Here is a 16,256-nt window from a genome sequence, read left to right on the forward strand (position 1 = left end):
TATGATTAGCCACATCTCTCTCGCTGAAATTACCTGCAGGATATACGGGAATGTCTGAGTCGTTAGCCCAATATCAACAAGATCTACGCCGTTTTTCCGATGAATTAATTCGCATCCAAACGCCAATAAAAATCTTAGATGCCATCAAATGGCCGCGGGAAATGGAGGAGCGCTTTCTCTCTAATAAGGGCACTGTACTACCGGCTATCAAGCAAGAGTTCTATCAAAACATTGCCTTACCTTTTGACCCCGTCAAAACCCAAGCAGAACTCGGCTCCCTCAAACAGGATATCCATAGACGTTTAGGTAAACGGGATAAACTCGGCAAGATATTGGTGGCTAACGTCGATCAATATCGCCTTGTGGTCGATATGCTCGAAAACAGAGGCACGCCGACCTTTGGTAAACTTAGCCAAGAATTATACGGCAGCGCGAGTCACAGATTGCACGGCGATCGTCATACGCTGCGACAGTTAGGCGATAAACTCAGTTATATCTTCTCGCTGCCGGCAGCGAGACACATGAATAAACATCACCCTAAGATTATTAGCGCACCCGAAGCGGTTCACGTGCTCAGTCAACGTTTAGAGAAATACTTCCATAGCGATGACATGCGCGTGCGCCTCAGTGACGGTATCGTCTCCGATGCCGCTGTAGGTGGCGATACCGTTAAGCTCAATAGCAAAGCCATGTTCAGCGAGTCGGATCTCAATGTATACGAGGTTCACGAAGGTTGGGTGCATGTCGGCACTACGCTAAATGGTCGAGCCCAACCCCACGCCACTTGGCTCAGTGTCGGTTCGCCGCGGGTAGCCGCGACCCAAGAGGGTTTAGCTGTTTTACTGGAAATGCTGACCCTAAGTTCAAATCCGGGACGAGCTCGGCGTATTAGCGACCGTGTCGCCGCGGTCGATATGGCAGAAAATGGCGCCGACTTTATTGAAGTATTTAATTATTTCAGAGGATTAAACCTGAGCGCGACCGACAGTTATCGCGTCACCCAAAGGGTTTTCCGTGGGGGTATGGTAGAAGGCGGCAGCTTCTTCACTAAGGATATTTCCTATGTGCGCGGCTATGTGGAAAACATTAACTTTATCCGCAGCGCCATCACCTCTGGCCTTCCCGAACTTATCCCTATGTTGTTCCTCGGTAAATTGGCGATCGAAGATATCCCTGTGTTATACCAAGCTTGCCAAGAAGGTATTCTGACCACACCGAAATATTTACCGCCCATGTTCGATAACTTTAGTGGTCTTTATGCTTGGTTTGGTTTTGCTTCAGGTCTCGCGGGAATCGATTTGAAAGGCGTACAACGTCACTTCACTCGCCTATTTAAAGACGTACCGAACGTCGAACCAGCCTTTGAGTTCCTCGACGATACTGAGTTCGACAACAACTCGGATTAATACATAAATATTATTGATTTAAATGAAAAAAGCTCACAACTAGGTGAGCTTTTTTATTCTAACGTGACTCAACTTTATTCATCAGATTAAGATTGGGCCTTTGCTGCTTCATCGGCACGCTTTTTAATGAAGTATTCCCGTGTTAACCCAAAGACCACAGGACTTAACAGTGCCAAGGCGATTAAGTTAGGAATGGCCATCATGGCGTTTAAGGTATCAGCCAATAACCAAATAAAATCTAACGAGCTAACGGCGCCTAGTGGCACGGCAATGGTCCATAGCAACCTAAAAGGTTTTACCGCTTTGATACCAAAGAGATACTGCACACATTTTTCGCTGTAGAAGCTCCAACCAATAATGGTGGTGAAGGCAAAAATAGACAAGGCGATAGCCACGATATAATTACCCAGAGGCAAGGCATGGGAGAAAGCGTATGACGTCAGCGCGGCGCCATTTTCGCCCGAGGTCCAAGAGCCAGAAACCACAATCGCCAGCCCTGTAATCGAACAGACCACGATAGTATCGATAAAGGTGCCGAGCATAGCCACCAGCCCCTGCGCCACGGGATTATTGGTTTGTGCCGCAGCATGGGCTATCGGCGCACTACCTAAACCTGCTTCGTTGGAGAATACGCCGCGCGCTACACCAAAACGAATCGCCGCCCACACAGCTGCACCCGCAAAACCACCTTGGGCCGCAACAGGATTAAAAGCACTGTGAATAATTAAGGCGAATGCCGCTGGTACGTCTTGAATATGCACCACCAACACACCTAGGCCAGCAGTAATATAAAAAATCGTCATAAATGGCACTAACTTACCGGCGACTTCAGCGATACGCTTAATGCCCCCCATCAATACCGCGCCCACGAGCAGCATCATCACCACGCCAGACACCCAAGCCGGAACGCCGAAGTTACTGCTTAATGCCACGGCGACTGAGTTGGCTTGCACTGTGTTGCCAATACCAAAGCCAGCAAGTGATCCAAAAACTGCAAATAGAGTGCCCAACCAAGCCCACTTTTTGCCGAGACCATTTTTAATGTAATACATAGGGCCACCGACATGGTTGCCCTGATCGTCTACTTCGCGAAATTTAACCGCCAGCACGGCCTCAGAATACTTAGTCGCCATGCCCACTAATGCGGTGCACCACATCCAGAATAGCGCGCCAGGGCCACCGACAAAAATTGCCGTCGCCACGCCTGCGATATTACCCGTACCAATAGTGGCAGAAAGGGAGGTCATCAGCGCATTAAACGGACTCACATCCCCTTTCACATTTTTATCTTTATCGGGAATACGGCCAGACCAAAGTAACTTAAAGCCTGTACCTAACTTCAGAATGGGCATTAATCTCAGCCCGAGGGAAAGAAACAAACCAACGCCTAAGATCATCACCAACATAGGTGTGCCCCAGACAAAGCCATTAATCAGGCCAACAAACTCCGTAATCGCTTCCATTCAAACCTCGTGATTGCTTGTTATTGTTATAGTTTGACTGACGCCGTCGGATTAGGACTTGGCCTAACGAACACGACATATCAAGGAGCCAATCTAACAGTTGCACCTCAGATTACAACGAATAGTTAACAATTGGAAATCTAAATCATCTGCGAATTTATTTGAAATGGATTGGCACGCAGAGTCGTTGCCGAGCGGTGAGATATTGATTTGCAACATAAATAAAAAATCCCCGCATTGAGTATGCAGGGAGTCTCTCGAGCAATACGCCGCTAAGTAGGATGGTTAACTTAAGCTGGTTTCCACACTAACTGTGGCAGCGCGGTTAAATCTAACTTGTCGCCATGGGTCGCAATCGCGGTGGCTTGAGGTTTAGTTTTAGGATCTTGGTTAACCACATCGACCAATCCATGCTGCGCATCAGGTTCTCCGTGGACTAAAATCAGCGGCGGTTGGCCTTCAAAGTGGCGATACCAACGTAATAACTCAGCTTGATCCGCATGGGCAGAAAGCCCACCAACTGTGTGTAATTTTGCCGCGACTTTGATGCTATTTCCGTGGATAGTCAGCTCCTCAACACCGTCGACCAAGGCACGTCCCGGTGTGCCAAGGGCTTGATAACCACAGATAATCACATCGCATTCAGGACGCCATAAATTGTGCTCTAAGTGGCTACGAATACGCCCACCGTTACACATGCCGCTCCCCGCGATAATGATCAATCCCTTATGCACTTCATTCAGCGCCATCGACTCTTCGGTCGTCTGGATAAATTCGACATTCGACAACAGCGGATGCTGCCCAGGATATTGGCGGGTAAAGCGTTTAAAATCCTCATCCATCAGCGGATAATTATTGACGTAGACGCGAGTCGCCTCAATCGCCATGGGGCTATCTAGGCAGATTTTCCAGCGACCGAGATCCCATTCTTTAGCATATAAATGAAATAGATATAATAATTCCTGCGCCCGTCCAACCGAGAAAGCTGGCAGCAAGATATTGCCTTGGCTCTCGTTGACTGTCTTAGCAAAAATGTCTTTCAACTCGGCTAAGGTTTCAGTCCAACTGCGGTGAAAACGGTTGCCGTAGGTGCTTTCCATTAACACTAAATCCGCCGTATCCACTAAGGTCGGATTGCGTAAAATCGGCATCCCCGCACGGCCAAGATCGCCACTGAAAACGACTTTCTTCTGGGACTTACCCTCGCCTAACCACAATTCAACCAAAGCAGAACCTAAAATATGCCCCGCATCTGAGAGGCAAATATCCACATGGGGAATGACCCGAGTTACTTGGCCGTATTCCAGCGGCACAAATTGGGTGATGGCCTGTTCGGCATCTTCAACGGTGAATAGCGGTTCTAAGGGTTCAAGATCATGTTTAGCGCGCTTTTTATTGACCCTTTCGGTGTCGCGGGTCTGCAGCATGGCCGCATCTTTGAGCATGATGGCGCACAGTTCTGCCGTGGCTTTATGGGTGTAGATTGGCCCATCAAAACCCGCTTTAACTAAGAGTGGTAAACGCCCTGAATGGTCGATATGGGCATGGCTAAGCACAACAGCGGAAATAGACTCAGGGTCGAAGGCGAAGGGATCATGATTACGCAGTTCATCCGCTTTACCACCTTGGATCAAACCACAATCGAGTAATAAGTGTTCATGATCGACCGAGAGTAAATGGCATGAGCCGGTCACCTCCTCTGTCGCTCCTAAAAACTGCAGTGTCATTCGCATGGTGTCCCTCCAACGTTTTTACCTTGTATAAAGCTAGACTATGCCCTTATTCCTCAAAGAAAAAGGATTAATTGATCGCATGCGAGCAATGTCAACTTTCGCAGTAACACTCAAGCATCAATAACCTAATAAAGGGTATAACTGACCTTGGCGCACGGTTTTATCGGCATTGATTAGGGTGTCATCAAGCTGCCATTGTTCGAGCAATATCTGCAATGGCGCTTTGACCTCTGCGGCCGTCATACCAGCGCGAATATTCGGGCTATAGAGCAATTTAAGCAGAATGAAATCGAGCCCAGTGAGTAAGTCCTGCGGGGTTTTATCGTTAAAGATAGAGGGGAATACTTTTTCAGAATCATTGGGTAGCCCAAGCACTTGAGTAATTTCCTCGACCACGCAAGCCACTAACTTACCGTGCATTTGCGCCTGATCGACGGGAATGATCACCCATGCGCGTTCAATTTCGCTCTTAGCATTAAGAGCAAACTTGGCCATACACACTGAGCCGTGGACATTTTTCGCCGAACTTGGCCCCATTAAGCGCATAACCTCGCTCTCCCATTGGGATTGACGGGTAAACACTAAGTGCAGATTCGCATCCAAGAGCGTATCCACCAGCTGAATATCATGACCCGTAATCTCGGCTAAGTGCGCTAAGTGCATCTGCACTAATTGGGTGTGCAGCGCCCTGTCGCCCACTTGATGTTCGACAAACACTCGTACCGGAATGCGCCACTTACGCACCCGGTGTTTCGCCACGTCATACTCATTTTTAAGGGCGACTTCGCTAAATGCTTGGGTAATATAGGCTGAATTTTTCCAATCCGCTACGGGTGTTAATGCAGGAATTAACGCGGGCTGCATTTGAGCGGCGTAAAGAGGTAAGGCTAACAAACTTAAGCACAAGCCTAAACTCATACATAGGCTGCGCCCAAAACGCCGACACGCAGGTAACATTAACCCTTTGTAGTTATGTGTTGATGTCTTAGGCCGCTTTTGCATTGGCACTTATTCCGCAACTTGCCGAGGTAACTTAATCGAAATCATAGCAGTGATACCGATAAAAGCGGTCGAAATCCACAAACAGGCTGCTAAACCATAGGCTTGATACACTAAGCCAGACAGCACAGTGCCGACTAAACGCCCCATAGCATTGGCCATATAGTAGAAACCTACATCCAGCGACACCGCATCTTCACTGGCGTAACTCACAATTAAGTAACTGTGCAGCGACGAGTTTACCGCAAACAGGGCACCAAATAACATGAGACCCAACAACAAACTGGCCTCGGGATAAAAACTAAACTGTATCGCGCAGGCAATCAGCGCTGGCACAAAGGCCAACATACAGGCCCAAATTAACGCGCTGCGGCCATCGGGGGCTGTATCAGTTAACTGACTTTGCGCTTGGCGATTGCCCGTGATCTTAGGTGCTAGGGTTTGCACTATGCCGTAACCGATAACCCACACGGCTAAAAAGCCGCCCACTGCCCAATGATCCCAGCCTAGTTGGCTGGCTAGATACACGGGCAGCGCCACCACAAACCACACATCTCTGGCGGCAAACAGGAATAATCGCGCCGCCGAGAGAATGTTTACGCTGCGACTCTTAGAGAAAATCTCCGTAAATTTGGGCTTATTCTTGGCTTTACCTAAATCCTTTTTCAGCATCACTAGACTGAGTAACCAGACGAGTCCGAGCAAGATAGCCATAGTAGCGATTGCCAGCTCAAACCCGAGCAAGGCAAGCAAGGCGCCGCCGAGGAAAAATCCCGCGCCTTTGAGGGCATTTTTAGACCCCGTTAATAGGGCAACCCACTGGTAAAGTTTGCCCTGCTCGCCTTTTGGCACCAACAGTTTGATCGCGCTTTTGGCACTCATCTTATTGAGATCTTTAGCGATCCCAGATAACGCCTGCGCCGCCATCACCCAAGGCACGCCTGCAAGCCACAAAGGTAAACTCGCCGCCGGCACTAACAGCATGGCTAAGGCAAACACTTGCATGCCAAGACCCAAGTTCATGGTGCGATTTAACCCTAAACGCGCCCCTAGCCAGCCGCCAATCAGATTGGTCACTACGCCAAAAATCTCGTAGAACAAAAACAGCATAGCGATCGCCAGCGGACTGTAGCCAAGATCGTGAAAATGCAGCACCACTAACATCCGCAGTGCGCCGTCGGTTAAAGTAAAACTCCAATAATTGAAGGTGATCAACAAATATTGCCGCACGGCAGCAGGCAATTGCATCAGTTGTTCAAATGGCTTGGCGGCAAACAATTGAGCTCTCCTAGCGCGGCAAATCAAGCTGGCCGACTAAACGGGCAAGCTCAGCGGTGCGATTGGCGTAGCCCCATTCATTGTCGTACCACACATAGAGTTTAAGTTGAGTGCCATTAATCACCATGGTCGAGAGCGCATCTATGATGCTTGAGCGCGGATCTGTCTTGTAATCCACCGACACCAGCGGCCGCTCTTCATAACCTAAAATGCCCTTAAGCTCACCTTCGGCGGCGGTTTTAAGTAGCGCATTCACTTCTGCTTCGGTAACGGCGCGCTCAAGCTCGAACACACAATCGGTCAGCGAAGCATTAGCCAGTGGCACCCGCACGGCGTGACCATTAAGCTTGCCCTTAAGCTCAGGGAAAATATGGGTAATCGCAGTCGCGCTGCCCGTAGTAGTTGGGATTAAACTCAAACCACAGGCGCGGGCACGGCGTAAATCCTTATGCGGCGCATCGAGAATAGTTTGAGTGTTAGTAATATCGTGGATCGTAGTCATAGATCCGTGCTTGATGCCGATCTGCTCGTGGATCACTTTCACCACAGGCGCAAGGCAGTTAGTGGTGCAAGATGCGGCGGTCACTATGGGATGAATGGCAGGATCGTATAACTGATGATTAACCCCGATCACTACGTTTAGCACGCCTTCTTCTTTCACGGGAGCGGTGACAACCACCCGCTTAACACCTTGATCTAAATAAGCTTGTAATAACGCTTTGGTTTTCATCACGCCAGAGGCTTCAATCACCACATCGCAACCGGACCAATCGGTATCGGCGATGACTTTATTACGCGTGGTGCGAATGATTTTATCTTGGATCTGGATCTCATCGGCATTCGCCGTCACGGGATAACGCCAGCGACCATGGACAGAATCAAACTCGAGTAAATGTGCCAATGTATGCGCATCACCTGCGGGATCGTTGATCTGCACAAACTCCACCTCATCCCAGTCCCATGCCGCGCGCAGTGCTAAACGCCCCATACGCCCGAAGCCATTAATGCCGATTTTGATTGCCATGATGATATTCCAATATGTTGATTTTAAATTTATATGTCTTTAATTTTTTATATTTTCTTAACGCTACTAAGGGTTTACTTAAACGATAACACCGCCATTGCCAAAGACTGAGACTGAGACTGAGTATGGCAATGGCGTGTATTTATTCGCTTATGTTTCTTAACTTATGTGCTTGGCGAACGAACAGCCTTGATTGACTAAAGCTGACTACAACTTAGTCCCTTAACCATCCTTCAATTTCGTCACGAGTCGGTACTGAGCCGCTGTGTATGAGCTCACCATCGATCACTACCGCAGGCGTCTTCATCACTTTAAATTTCAACAGGGTTTGAGGATCTGTGTCCTTTTTCACAATCGCATCCACGCCCATTTCTTCTGATATGTCCGCAATCATCTCGGCGGTTTTACTACATTTAGCGCAACCACTACCTAATACTTTGACTTGTTTCATGTTATTTCCTTAAAGATACGGTGCTGCAAAATTAAAAATCCAACCTACTAACGTAAATGCCGTCAATAGCACAACCAACAGCACCGCCAAAAGGCGCCACTGCATCACTTGTTTCAGTAAAATAAATTCGGGGAAACTGGCAGCCACTGTGCTCATACAAAACGCCAGCGTAGTGCCAATAGGCAGGCCGTTCGCCAGTAAACTTTCCATCACAGGAATAATGCCAGTCGCATTGGAATACAGGGGAATGCCGACTAATACGGCCGCAGGCACAGACCACCATTGGCCTTGGCCTAAATGGGTTTCAACCCAACCTTCAGGCACAAAACCGTGCAAGGCAGCGCCAAGACCCACGCCGATAATGACCCATTTCCAGACGCGGCCAAAAATCTCAAGCGCCTCAGCTTTAGCAAGTTCATGACGTTCAGATAAAGATAAGACCCGCTCAGTGGTAGAAACCTCATTCGATGCCGCCATCTGGCGTCCACGAACGAGGGCTTCGGCGGCGAAGGACTGCAACCCACGCTCGGCCTTAATCGCATCTAGCAATAGTCCGCCGAGCATACCCACTGTCATGCCCACAGCCACATATAGCAAGGTAAATTTCCAGCCAAGTAAACTCATGAGCAGCAGGACGGCGACTTCATTGATCAAAGGTGAAGTGATCAAAAAGGCCATAGTGATCCCAAGGGGGATCCCGGCCGAGGTAAAACCTAAAAAGACAGGGATACTCGAGCAAGAACAAAAAGGCGTAATGGCGCCAAAAATCGACCCCAGCAGATAACCCACGCCCTTATTCTTACCCGCTAAATAATCGCGGACTCGCTCAACATCTAAGGACGCACGCAGCAAGGCGATGAGATAAATCATCACCACCAGCAATACAAAAATTTTACTGACATCTTCAACAAAAAAATGCACAGCTCCGCCCAAGGCCGAACCCGCCTCTAGGCCAAACACGCCGTACACTAGCCAAGTCGCAAAATCAGTAAATATTTGGAACATATTGATCCCTACACTGACGGTTTACTTACTTAAATATCGCTAGAATCGCGCGAGTCTGCTCGACACTAAACTCACAATTGACTAAGACTCTACTCACTTAGACTCAGCACGAAATGGCAGAGCACCGCTTATCACAGCCCCCCTGTCACTACTGCTTAACAGCAGTCGCTTAGCAACAGGCCGTAACGCGATCGGGTCGACCGCCCATCTGACAAAGATTACGCACGTTCTCCTGCAAAAAGCTGTCGTTATCATCACAGGTTTGGCCAAGTACCTGCTGGCACCAAGGCGCGATCTCAGCATTGATCCGATAAAACACCCATTGACCTTGGCGCCTATCGACCAACAACCCAGCCTTTTTCAACTGAGCCAAATGGCGCGAGACCTTAGGCTGACTCTCAGACAGCGCCGCCATCAGCTCACACACACATAATTCACCTTCACGCTGGATCAGCAGCAGGCATTTAAGCCGAGTCTCATCGGCAATTGCCTTAAAAAATGCGACAGGTTGCATCGATTGCTCCCAAAGTTGATTGGAGTATATATGGTAAATAATATATATGAAAAAACATATGTATTGAGTTATTTTTTAAAGAAATGTGAGATGCATTGACAGGAAGGATTGATTATTTGAAATCGAAATTGATACAACTCAATGAAAAGATTATCGAAAATACTGTTGAACGCTATCCGATAGAGTTGCAGTTTTGACCTTTTTAGGCGATCGCCCCATAACCTGTTAGTGACTTGATTCCAAAAATTATTCAAACAATGATAATTGACCAAATTTTTATTATGTTACAAGGTGGCTAACTAACGCTAAATTCAGCCAGCCAAAACCTTACAGGGCACATAGAAATGGATTTTTTGAATACTGGCATACATGCCACAAGTCTCTATCCACAGAACATCCAAATGATCGTGTGGTTTTGGGTGAACTGGAGTCCATCGACGTCAATGAGTTTGAATTTGCACTGCCTCCAGGCCCGTTCTTTGGGCCGTTAAAAAATGCCAAAATAGTGCTGTGTTACGCAAATCCAAGCCGTGATTCAAAAACTTCAGAAGTGATTAACTCCAGTGACCATTTAAATCAGTTATTTGAACAACTGGATGGGTTACAGCCCTATCCCCATAAAATTCCAGGTTGGGATTCGTGGTTCAGACCGGTTGCTAATAGCTTATTTGACGGAGATGTCATTGCAGCATCGAACAATATCAGCGTATTCAATTTAGTTCCATACGCCTCACAAATATGGATAGGGTTCAGACATTCGCTAATTGCTTACCGAGTGTATGGGCTGCACAGGACTATCGCAAAAGCTGCACTGGTTCCAACTGCAACCATTAGTCACTTGCAGTATCAATGACTTCCATTCGGATGGCGGTCTAAATACTGGCTCGATATAGTTAATCAACACTGCAAGCTCCTAATAATTGGTCTCACGGTTAAACAATGATTTGGTGATAGGTTTCCACATGAAACGACTCAACCAATTCGGGCATCACTTGGTGGAAATAATGTTGAATCGCATCTTTAGCGCAGTGCTCATCGAAGGCGGCGATATCAACAAACTTCTCTACAAACGTCACGCGGCGCGGTTCATCACGGCTCACATTGAGTTCGTAACGAATACAACCCGCTTCGCGGCGCGTGTCAGGAATAAGGCTCGCAAGCGCGGCGATGAGCGCTTCAGTTTTGCCCTCTTTAGCCAGAAAACTTGCCACGCAGGCAATTTGTTGTTGATTGATTTTATAGTCCGTTGCAGTCGTCATTTCGGTTCCTTAATTGGCTTAATTTGGATGCTTACACGCATTGCTTATATTGATAGCCGCTTACGCTGGCTGATAGCGCATATCTAAATGGGGAATTCCATCTTCTAAATACATCTCAGAGCAGGCGACAAAACCGAGCTTTTGATAGAAAGCTTTAAGGTAATCTTGAGCGCCAATTTGGATCCCCGCATCGGGCCAAGTCGTCAATGCCGATTCGATGGCATGCTGCATTAAAGGCATGGCTAGCCCTTTGCCTCGTCCCGCAGGCGATACCACCACGCGGCCGATACTCGCCTCTGGATAACTCAGCCCCGGCGGTAAAATACGCGCGTAGGCAAGCAGTTCTCCGTCTGGCGATAAGCCAATTAAATGCTGGGTTTCTGGGTGCCTATCTTTATCATCAAGCTCAGGATAAGCGCAGGCCTGCTCAACCACAAACACATCGACCCTTAACTTCAATATGTCGTATAGGGTATTGGCATTTAATTGATTAAATGTAAGATTTTGCCACTGCAAACGATTATCCCTCTGTAAATCATCGAAAAAGAGCTTTGAGTCTACCACAGCATAAAGACCATAAAAAAGCGCCTTAATCCGCGAGGACTAAGGCGCAAAACTGTTGCGCAAACCAATAGATCTGGGGAAATCTACGGCAACAACAGGATAACGAAAAACGTTATTACTCAACCATGGCATCGTGGGCCACAGGCCCAGTTGGTTTACGGATCAGTAGCACGGCGAACACAGCGATAAGTAGCAGAGCGCCCATGATGTAAAACACATCGTTATAGGCCTGAATATAGGCTTGCTGACTCATGGTTTTGCCCAGCAAGGCTTTCGCCTGCGCGGCCGCGGTATAGGGATCTGAACCTCCCGCCTGCAACATGCTTGCGCTTTGGGCTAAATAGTCCTGTGCCTGCGTGCTCACTGCGGGTAAGGATTCCTTAATATGGGCCAAATGCCCGCGCGCCAGCGTGTCTGATAGGGTCGCAACCAGTGCAATACCAAAGGCGCCGCCTAAGTTACGCATTACGTTTAATACCGTCGACGCCGAAGCATTTTCATGGGGTTTCAAATGCATAGTCGCGAGCATACCAATAGGCACCAAAATAAACGGCTGACCTAAGGCCCGCACCACTTGCGAGGCGATCATCTGCGGTCCGGCGTAATCTGCGGTCATCTGGCTATTCATGTAATAGCTAATAGCGAACATTAAAAAGCCAAAGGCGGCGAGATATCGACTATCGAAGCGCTCCATTAATTTTGGCACTAAAGGCAATACCAATAGCTGCGGAAATCCCATCCACATAATCACGCCACCAATCTCTAACGGTGTGTAATCATGGACTTGCGATAGATAAAGCGGGATCAAATAGATAGCGCCGAATAGTGCCATCCCCAGTAAAAAATACGCCACGGTGGAGAGCACAAAATCACGCTTACCGAGCAGGCGCAAATTCACTAACGGTTCTTTACGCCTTAACTGGATCCAAACAAACAACACCAGATTCACGACGGCAATAATGGCCAGATTACGAATGAGTTCCGAGCCAAACCAGTCCTTGCGGTTGCCTTCTTCGAGCACCACTTCAAGGCAACCCATACCTAGCGCCATAGTGACTATGCCCGCCAGATCGACATTCTTCAGCTTATCACAAACCACCGACTGCTTTTCTAAACCGTAGGCCAACATCGCCATCACCAACAAGCCCGGTGGCACGTTGATATAAAACAGATAATGCCAGCTAAATTGCTCGGTCAACCAACCGCCTAAGGTCGGACCGATTGAAGGCGCAAAGGTCGCCGTCACGCCAAATAACGCCATGCCGACGGCACGCTTGTTATCGGGTAAAAACTCAAGGATAAGCCTAAAGGCCAGCGGAATAAGCGCACCGCCAAAGAAGCCCTGTAGCGCCCGAAAGGCGATCATGGCCTCTAAGTTCCACGCCATAGAACAAAGCACAGAAGCAAAGATAAAAGCGGCCGTGGTCCATAACAGATAACGCCTGACCGACAATCCTGTACTGAGCCAGCCAGAGAGCGGGATCGCGATCATTTCAGCCACCAGATACGCGGTTGAAATCCAACTGCCTTCTTCGAGCGTAGCCCCAAGACTGCCTTGAATCTCCTTCATCGATGCATTGGTGATTTGGATATCGAGGATCGCCATAAAGGCGCCGATCAACCCACCAAATACCGCGATCCATGAGCGGCGACTGCCACGCTCATAATCAGTAGGCTTGTTGGGGACACTGATGCCCTGCGCCTCCATATCGGCAGACGCAGTGATAGAGCCAGTTGCGCTCATACTAACGACCTGTATTTGCAGCGATTGCCGATATTGCAGTACCCGACGCCGTATCCACTTTCACGACCGCACTTAAGCCCGGTAGCATGTGTGCTTCTTCCTCAGACAAATCTAAGCGAATACGCACGGGAATACGTTGGACGATTTTAGTGAAGTTACCTGTAGCATTTTCCGCCGGCAGTAAACTGAATTTGGCTCCGGACGCCGGTGACAGACTATCGATAACACCTATAAAGGTTTTGTCGGGAAACGCATCGAGACTGACCTGCACCGACTGTCCTGGTTGCATGTGTTGGATCTGGGTCTCCTTAAAGTTCGCCGTGATCCACACTGCCCCATCCGGAACCAAACTGTAGAGTGCTTGGCCGGGTTGCACGTACTGCCCCACCATAGCGCCACGTTTACCAATCACCCCAGAAAAAGGTGCGGTCACACGGGTATCATTTAATTGAATTTTCGCCAATTCTAAGGTCGCATCGGCCTGTTCTACCACAGAACCCGCCTGATCTAATTGGGCATTAAAAACCGCTAACTCGCGTTGCTTTGCCACTAACACGGCTTTGGCTTCATCGAGACGGGCGGCGGCAGAATCGAATCCCGCTTGCAGTTGATCGACATCATCTTGGGAGCTGTAATTACTGACTTTAAGCTTTTTCGAGCGGCTCAATTGTTGCTGTGCACGTATTTTATCGGACTCAGCTGCCACGACACCGGCACTGGCTTGGGTGATTAACGCCCGTTGTAACTCCACCTTAGCGGCTAAGGTTTGCAAGTCCGCCTTCGAACTTGCCAGTGAGGCTTCGGCTTGGCTCACTTTGGCGCTAAATTGGTTATCTTCGAGCTGAGCTAATAGCTCACCCTTTTGCACATGCTGGTTATCGGTCACATCGCTTAACACGACGTAACCGGGCACTTTAACGCTGATATGGGAAATATCGGCCTCAACATAAGCGTTATCAGTGGTTTCAATAAAACGTACCTGTGTCCACCAGTAATAACCGCCTCCCGCAACCGCAGCGAGTAACAGTGGAACGGCGATAATGAGTTTACTTTTGGACATGAATGACTCCTTGATTAGTGATATCTAGTGTACTACTGTCTCACTAAGTTTATTAGCCAGTAAAAAATCAACCCACTGTTTCACAGGTGTAACAATGATGGATCTCAATCGCGTGCAAATTTTCGCTCAAGTGGTCGAACAAGGCAGCTTTACTGGCGCCGCCAAAGCCCTTGGGATCACTAAGGCAACCGTCAGTCGCAAGATAGCCGAACTCGAAGCCGATACTGGCACACAACTGTTATTTCGCACCACCAGAGCCCTAAAACTCACCGAGGCAGGATCGAGTTATTACAATAGGATTAATAAGATCCTCACCGATCTGCAGAGCGCCGAAAATCAGCTCAGCGCCCAGCAGCAATTGATCAAAGGCAATCTAAAAATTGTCTGCCCAATTGAATTAGGCCAATTGTTTTTAGGGCCGATTTTCGCTCAGTTTTTAACGCTTTACCCCGATATCACCATAGAGGCTGAACTCACCAATCGTAAGGTCGATGTCATAGAAGAAGGTATCGATCTGTTATTTCAAATTGCCGATTCGGGTGACACTCGCCTGCAAAGCTATGCCTTAGTCAACGCCCATAAATCGTTAATGGCAAGCCCTGCTTATTTGGCCGAGCACGGCACCCCAAAAGTGCCACAGGATTTAGCCAAACATAAAGCGATCCGCTTACAGTCGGCGCATATTGAAGGAGCATGGAAGTTATTCGATGGTAAAACTTGGATTGTCGCCGAGCCCATGACTCAACTGACAGTAAACAATGTCACTTTAGCCCGCGAGGCCGCCATTGCGGGGCTTGGGATCACAGCGGTGCCCTCCATCATTGCCCAAGTAGCATTAGAAAAAGGCTACTTAATCCCGCTGCTTGATGACTATCCTATGGTACAAACTAAGGTCGTGCTTAGCTATCCACAGCGGGCCTACTTACCCCGAAAATATCGCGTCTTTATCGAATTCATCTATTCCGCATTATTTAAACGTTGGGGATCGCAAGTATTGGAAGTGCCCGATTTTATCGGCCAAGCCGATCAGGGCGAATAAACAAAATCGAACAAATAAAGCGATCAAAACAGTAACAACTATAACTTTGTAAAGCTTAGATCGCTGCCATAGAGATAAATCCGCTATGTCATAATTGCCTTAATCCTTAAGCCTCTATAAGCTTGGCAAGGTAACAGGCAGCAAAAGACCTTAGGTTTTCCTGATACAGTTTGCATAATAAAATTTAACATTTAATCTCAATTTTGGAGGAAACCTAATGAGCTTAATTAAAGAGTTCAAGGCTTTTGCGTCCCGTGGCAATGTGATCGACATGGCCGTTGGTATCATCATAGGTGCCGCATTCGGCAAGATAGTCTCGTCCTTTGTGGCCGATATCATAATGCCACCGATTGGTATCATTTTAGGCGGAGTGAATTTTAGTGATTTGAGCATAGTGCTGCAGGCTGCTCAAGGCGATGCGCCTTCTGTGGTGATTGCTTATGGTAAATTCATTCAAACCATTATCGACTTTACGATTATCGCCTTCGCTATTTTTATGGGCGTCAAAGCAATCAATCGCTTAAAGCGCAAAGAAGAAGTCGCGCCTAAAGCACCCGCTGCACCGACTAAAGATCAAGAACTGCTGTCTGAGATCCGCGATCTACTGAAAGCTCAGCAAGAAAAATAAGCCTAATCTAAAGTGCAGATCATAAAAAACCCATCGAACTCGATGGGTTTTGTTTTTATATCGGCGATGTTTCACATCAAGCAGATAAG

Annotated in this window: 15 protein-coding genes and 1 pseudogene; 3 read left to right on the forward strand and 13 right to left on the reverse strand. The window is 48.0% G+C overall.

Annotation, left to right across the window (positions count from 1 at the left end; translation table 11 throughout):
* Positions 1 to 50: 50 nt before the first annotated feature.
* Positions 51 to 1,406 carry a flavohemoglobin expression-modulating QEGLA motif protein gene (locus AC5YB3_RS09060; RefSeq protein WP_494526977.1) on the forward strand — a complete coding sequence of 452 codons (1,356 nt, stop codon included), beginning with the start codon at positions 51 to 53 and terminating at the stop codon, positions 1,404 to 1,406.
* A gap of 86 nt (positions 1,407 to 1,492) precedes the next feature.
* On the opposite strand, the gene AC5YB3_RS09065 is transcribed toward AC5YB3_RS09060, so the two are convergent.
* The 13 genes and pseudogenes from AC5YB3_RS09065 to AC5YB3_RS09125 form a co-directional block, all read right to left on the reverse strand.
* Positions 1,493 to 2,869, reverse strand: a complete 1,377-nt coding sequence (locus AC5YB3_RS09065; RefSeq protein ID WP_494526978.1) for an alanine/glycine:cation symporter family protein — start codon at positions 2,867 to 2,869, stop codon at positions 1,493 to 1,495.
* Between the two features lie 290 nt (positions 2,870 to 3,159).
* Positions 3,160 to 4,602 carry an MBL fold metallo-hydrolase RNA specificity domain-containing protein gene (locus AC5YB3_RS09070; RefSeq protein ID WP_494526979.1) on the reverse strand — a complete coding sequence of 481 codons (1,443 nt, stop codon included), beginning with the start codon at positions 4,600 to 4,602 and terminating at the stop codon, positions 3,160 to 3,162.
* Between the two features lie 117 nt (positions 4,603 to 4,719).
* Positions 4,720 to 5,604, reverse strand: coding sequence for a DUF2927 domain-containing protein (locus AC5YB3_RS09075; RefSeq protein WP_494526980.1), 885 nt, complete (start codon positions 5,602 to 5,604; stop codon positions 4,720 to 4,722).
* Positions 5,605 to 5,610: 6 nt separating this feature from the next.
* Positions 5,611 to 6,879, reverse strand: coding sequence for an organoarsenical effux MFS transporter ArsJ (gene arsJ / locus AC5YB3_RS09080; RefSeq protein WP_494526981.1), 1,269 nt, complete (start codon positions 6,877 to 6,879; stop codon positions 5,611 to 5,613).
* Between the two features lie 10 nt (positions 6,880 to 6,889).
* On the reverse strand, positions 6,890 to 7,903 hold the full coding sequence (locus AC5YB3_RS09085; RefSeq protein WP_006079977.1) for an ArsJ-associated glyceraldehyde-3-phosphate dehydrogenase: 1,014 nt from the start codon (positions 7,901 to 7,903) through the stop codon (positions 6,890 to 6,892).
* A gap of 214 nt (positions 7,904 to 8,117) precedes the next feature.
* Positions 8,118 to 8,354 carry a thioredoxin family protein gene (locus AC5YB3_RS09090; protein WP_006079976.1) on the reverse strand — a complete coding sequence of 79 codons (237 nt, stop codon included), beginning with the start codon at positions 8,352 to 8,354 and terminating at the stop codon, positions 8,118 to 8,120.
* A gap of 9 nt (positions 8,355 to 8,363) precedes the next feature.
* Complete coding sequence (locus AC5YB3_RS09095; RefSeq protein ID WP_494526982.1) at positions 8,364 to 9,359, reverse strand: permease; 996 nt, start codon at positions 9,357 to 9,359, stop codon at positions 8,364 to 8,366.
* Between the two features lie 169 nt (positions 9,360 to 9,528).
* Positions 9,529 to 9,873 (reverse strand): metalloregulator ArsR/SmtB family transcription factor, encoded by a 345-nt coding sequence (locus AC5YB3_RS09100; RefSeq protein WP_494526983.1) that lies wholly within the window; start codon positions 9,871 to 9,873, stop codon positions 9,529 to 9,531.
* Positions 9,874 to 10,654: 781 nt separating this feature from the next.
* A pseudogene (locus AC5YB3_RS09105) lies at positions 10,655 to 10,777 on the reverse strand (radical SAM protein); the annotation flags it as partial.
* Positions 10,778 to 10,805: 28 nt separating this feature from the next.
* Entirely contained in the window at positions 10,806 to 11,132 is a 327-nt protein-coding gene (locus AC5YB3_RS09110; protein WP_107949380.1) for a putative quinol monooxygenase, read from the reverse strand.
* Positions 11,133 to 11,192: 60 nt separating this feature from the next.
* Positions 11,193 to 11,648 (reverse strand): GNAT family N-acetyltransferase, encoded by a 456-nt coding sequence (locus tag AC5YB3_RS09115; protein ID WP_494527176.1) that lies wholly within the window; start codon positions 11,646 to 11,648, stop codon positions 11,193 to 11,195.
* 163 nt (positions 11,649 to 11,811) lie between these two features.
* Positions 11,812 to 13,440 (reverse strand): DHA2 family efflux MFS transporter permease subunit, encoded by a 1,629-nt coding sequence (locus AC5YB3_RS09120; protein WP_494526984.1) that lies wholly within the window; start codon positions 13,438 to 13,440, stop codon positions 11,812 to 11,814.
* 1 nt (position 13,441) lies between these two features.
* Entirely contained in the window at positions 13,442 to 14,500 is a 1,059-nt protein-coding gene (locus AC5YB3_RS09125; RefSeq protein WP_012090306.1) for an HlyD family secretion protein, read from the reverse strand.
* A gap of 94 nt (positions 14,501 to 14,594) precedes the next feature.
* Here AC5YB3_RS09125 and AC5YB3_RS09130 point away from each other — a divergent pair, with 94 nt between their 5' ends.
* Positions 14,595 to 15,539 (forward strand): LysR family transcriptional regulator, encoded by a 945-nt coding sequence (locus AC5YB3_RS09130; RefSeq protein ID WP_006084264.1) that lies wholly within the window; start codon positions 14,595 to 14,597, stop codon positions 15,537 to 15,539.
* Between the two features lie 217 nt (positions 15,540 to 15,756).
* Positions 15,757 to 16,167 (forward strand): large-conductance mechanosensitive channel protein MscL, encoded by a 411-nt coding sequence (gene mscL / locus AC5YB3_RS09135; RefSeq protein WP_006084265.1) that lies wholly within the window; start codon positions 15,757 to 15,759, stop codon positions 16,165 to 16,167.
* Positions 16,168 to 16,256 lie beyond the last annotated feature (89 nt).

The sequence above is a fragment of the Shewanella sp. 1311 genome, from assembly GCF_059338235.1.

What these genes read in the sequence shown, in the direction of transcription:
- AC5YB3_RS09060 (WP_494526977.1), top strand. Translation starts at nt 51, where the DNA reads ATGTCTGAGTCGTTAGCCCAATATCAACAAGATCTACGCCGTTTTTCC.
- AC5YB3_RS09065 (WP_494526978.1), bottom strand. Translation starts at nt 2,869, where the DNA reads ATGGAAGCGATTACGGAGTTTGTTGGCCTGATTAATGGCTTTGTCTGG.
- AC5YB3_RS09070 (WP_494526979.1), bottom strand. Translation starts at nt 4,602, where the DNA reads ATGCGAATGACACTGCAGTTTTTAGGAGCGACAGAGGAGGTGACCGGC.
- AC5YB3_RS09075 (WP_494526980.1), bottom strand. Translation starts at nt 5,604, where the DNA reads ATGCAAAAGCGGCCTAAGACATCAACACATAACTACAAAGGGTTAATG.
- AC5YB3_RS09085 (WP_006079977.1), bottom strand. Translation starts at nt 7,903, where the DNA reads ATGGCAATCAAAATCGGCATTAATGGCTTCGGGCGTATGGGGCGTTTA.
- AC5YB3_RS09090 (WP_006079976.1), bottom strand. Translation starts at nt 8,354, where the DNA reads ATGAAACAAGTCAAAGTATTAGGTAGTGGTTGCGCTAAATGTAGTAAA.
- AC5YB3_RS09095 (WP_494526982.1), bottom strand. Translation starts at nt 9,359, where the DNA reads ATGTTCCAAATATTTACTGATTTTGCGACTTGGCTAGTGTACGGCGTG.
- AC5YB3_RS09100 (WP_494526983.1), bottom strand. Translation starts at nt 9,873, where the DNA reads ATGCAACCTGTCGCATTTTTTAAGGCAATTGCCGATGAGACTCGGCTT.
- AC5YB3_RS09110 (WP_107949380.1), bottom strand. Translation starts at nt 11,132, where the DNA reads ATGACGACTGCAACGGACTATAAAATCAATCAACAACAAATTGCCTGC.
- AC5YB3_RS09120 (WP_494526984.1), bottom strand. Translation starts at nt 13,440, where the DNA reads ATGAGCGCAACTGGCTCTATCACTGCGTCTGCCGATATGGAGGCGCAG.
- AC5YB3_RS09125 (WP_012090306.1), bottom strand. Translation starts at nt 14,500, where the DNA reads ATGTCCAAAAGTAAACTCATTATCGCCGTTCCACTGTTACTCGCTGCG.
- AC5YB3_RS09130 (WP_006084264.1), top strand. Translation starts at nt 14,595, where the DNA reads ATGATGGATCTCAATCGCGTGCAAATTTTCGCTCAAGTGGTCGAACAA.
- mscL (WP_006084265.1), top strand. Translation starts at nt 15,757, where the DNA reads ATGAGCTTAATTAAAGAGTTCAAGGCTTTTGCGTCCCGTGGCAATGTG.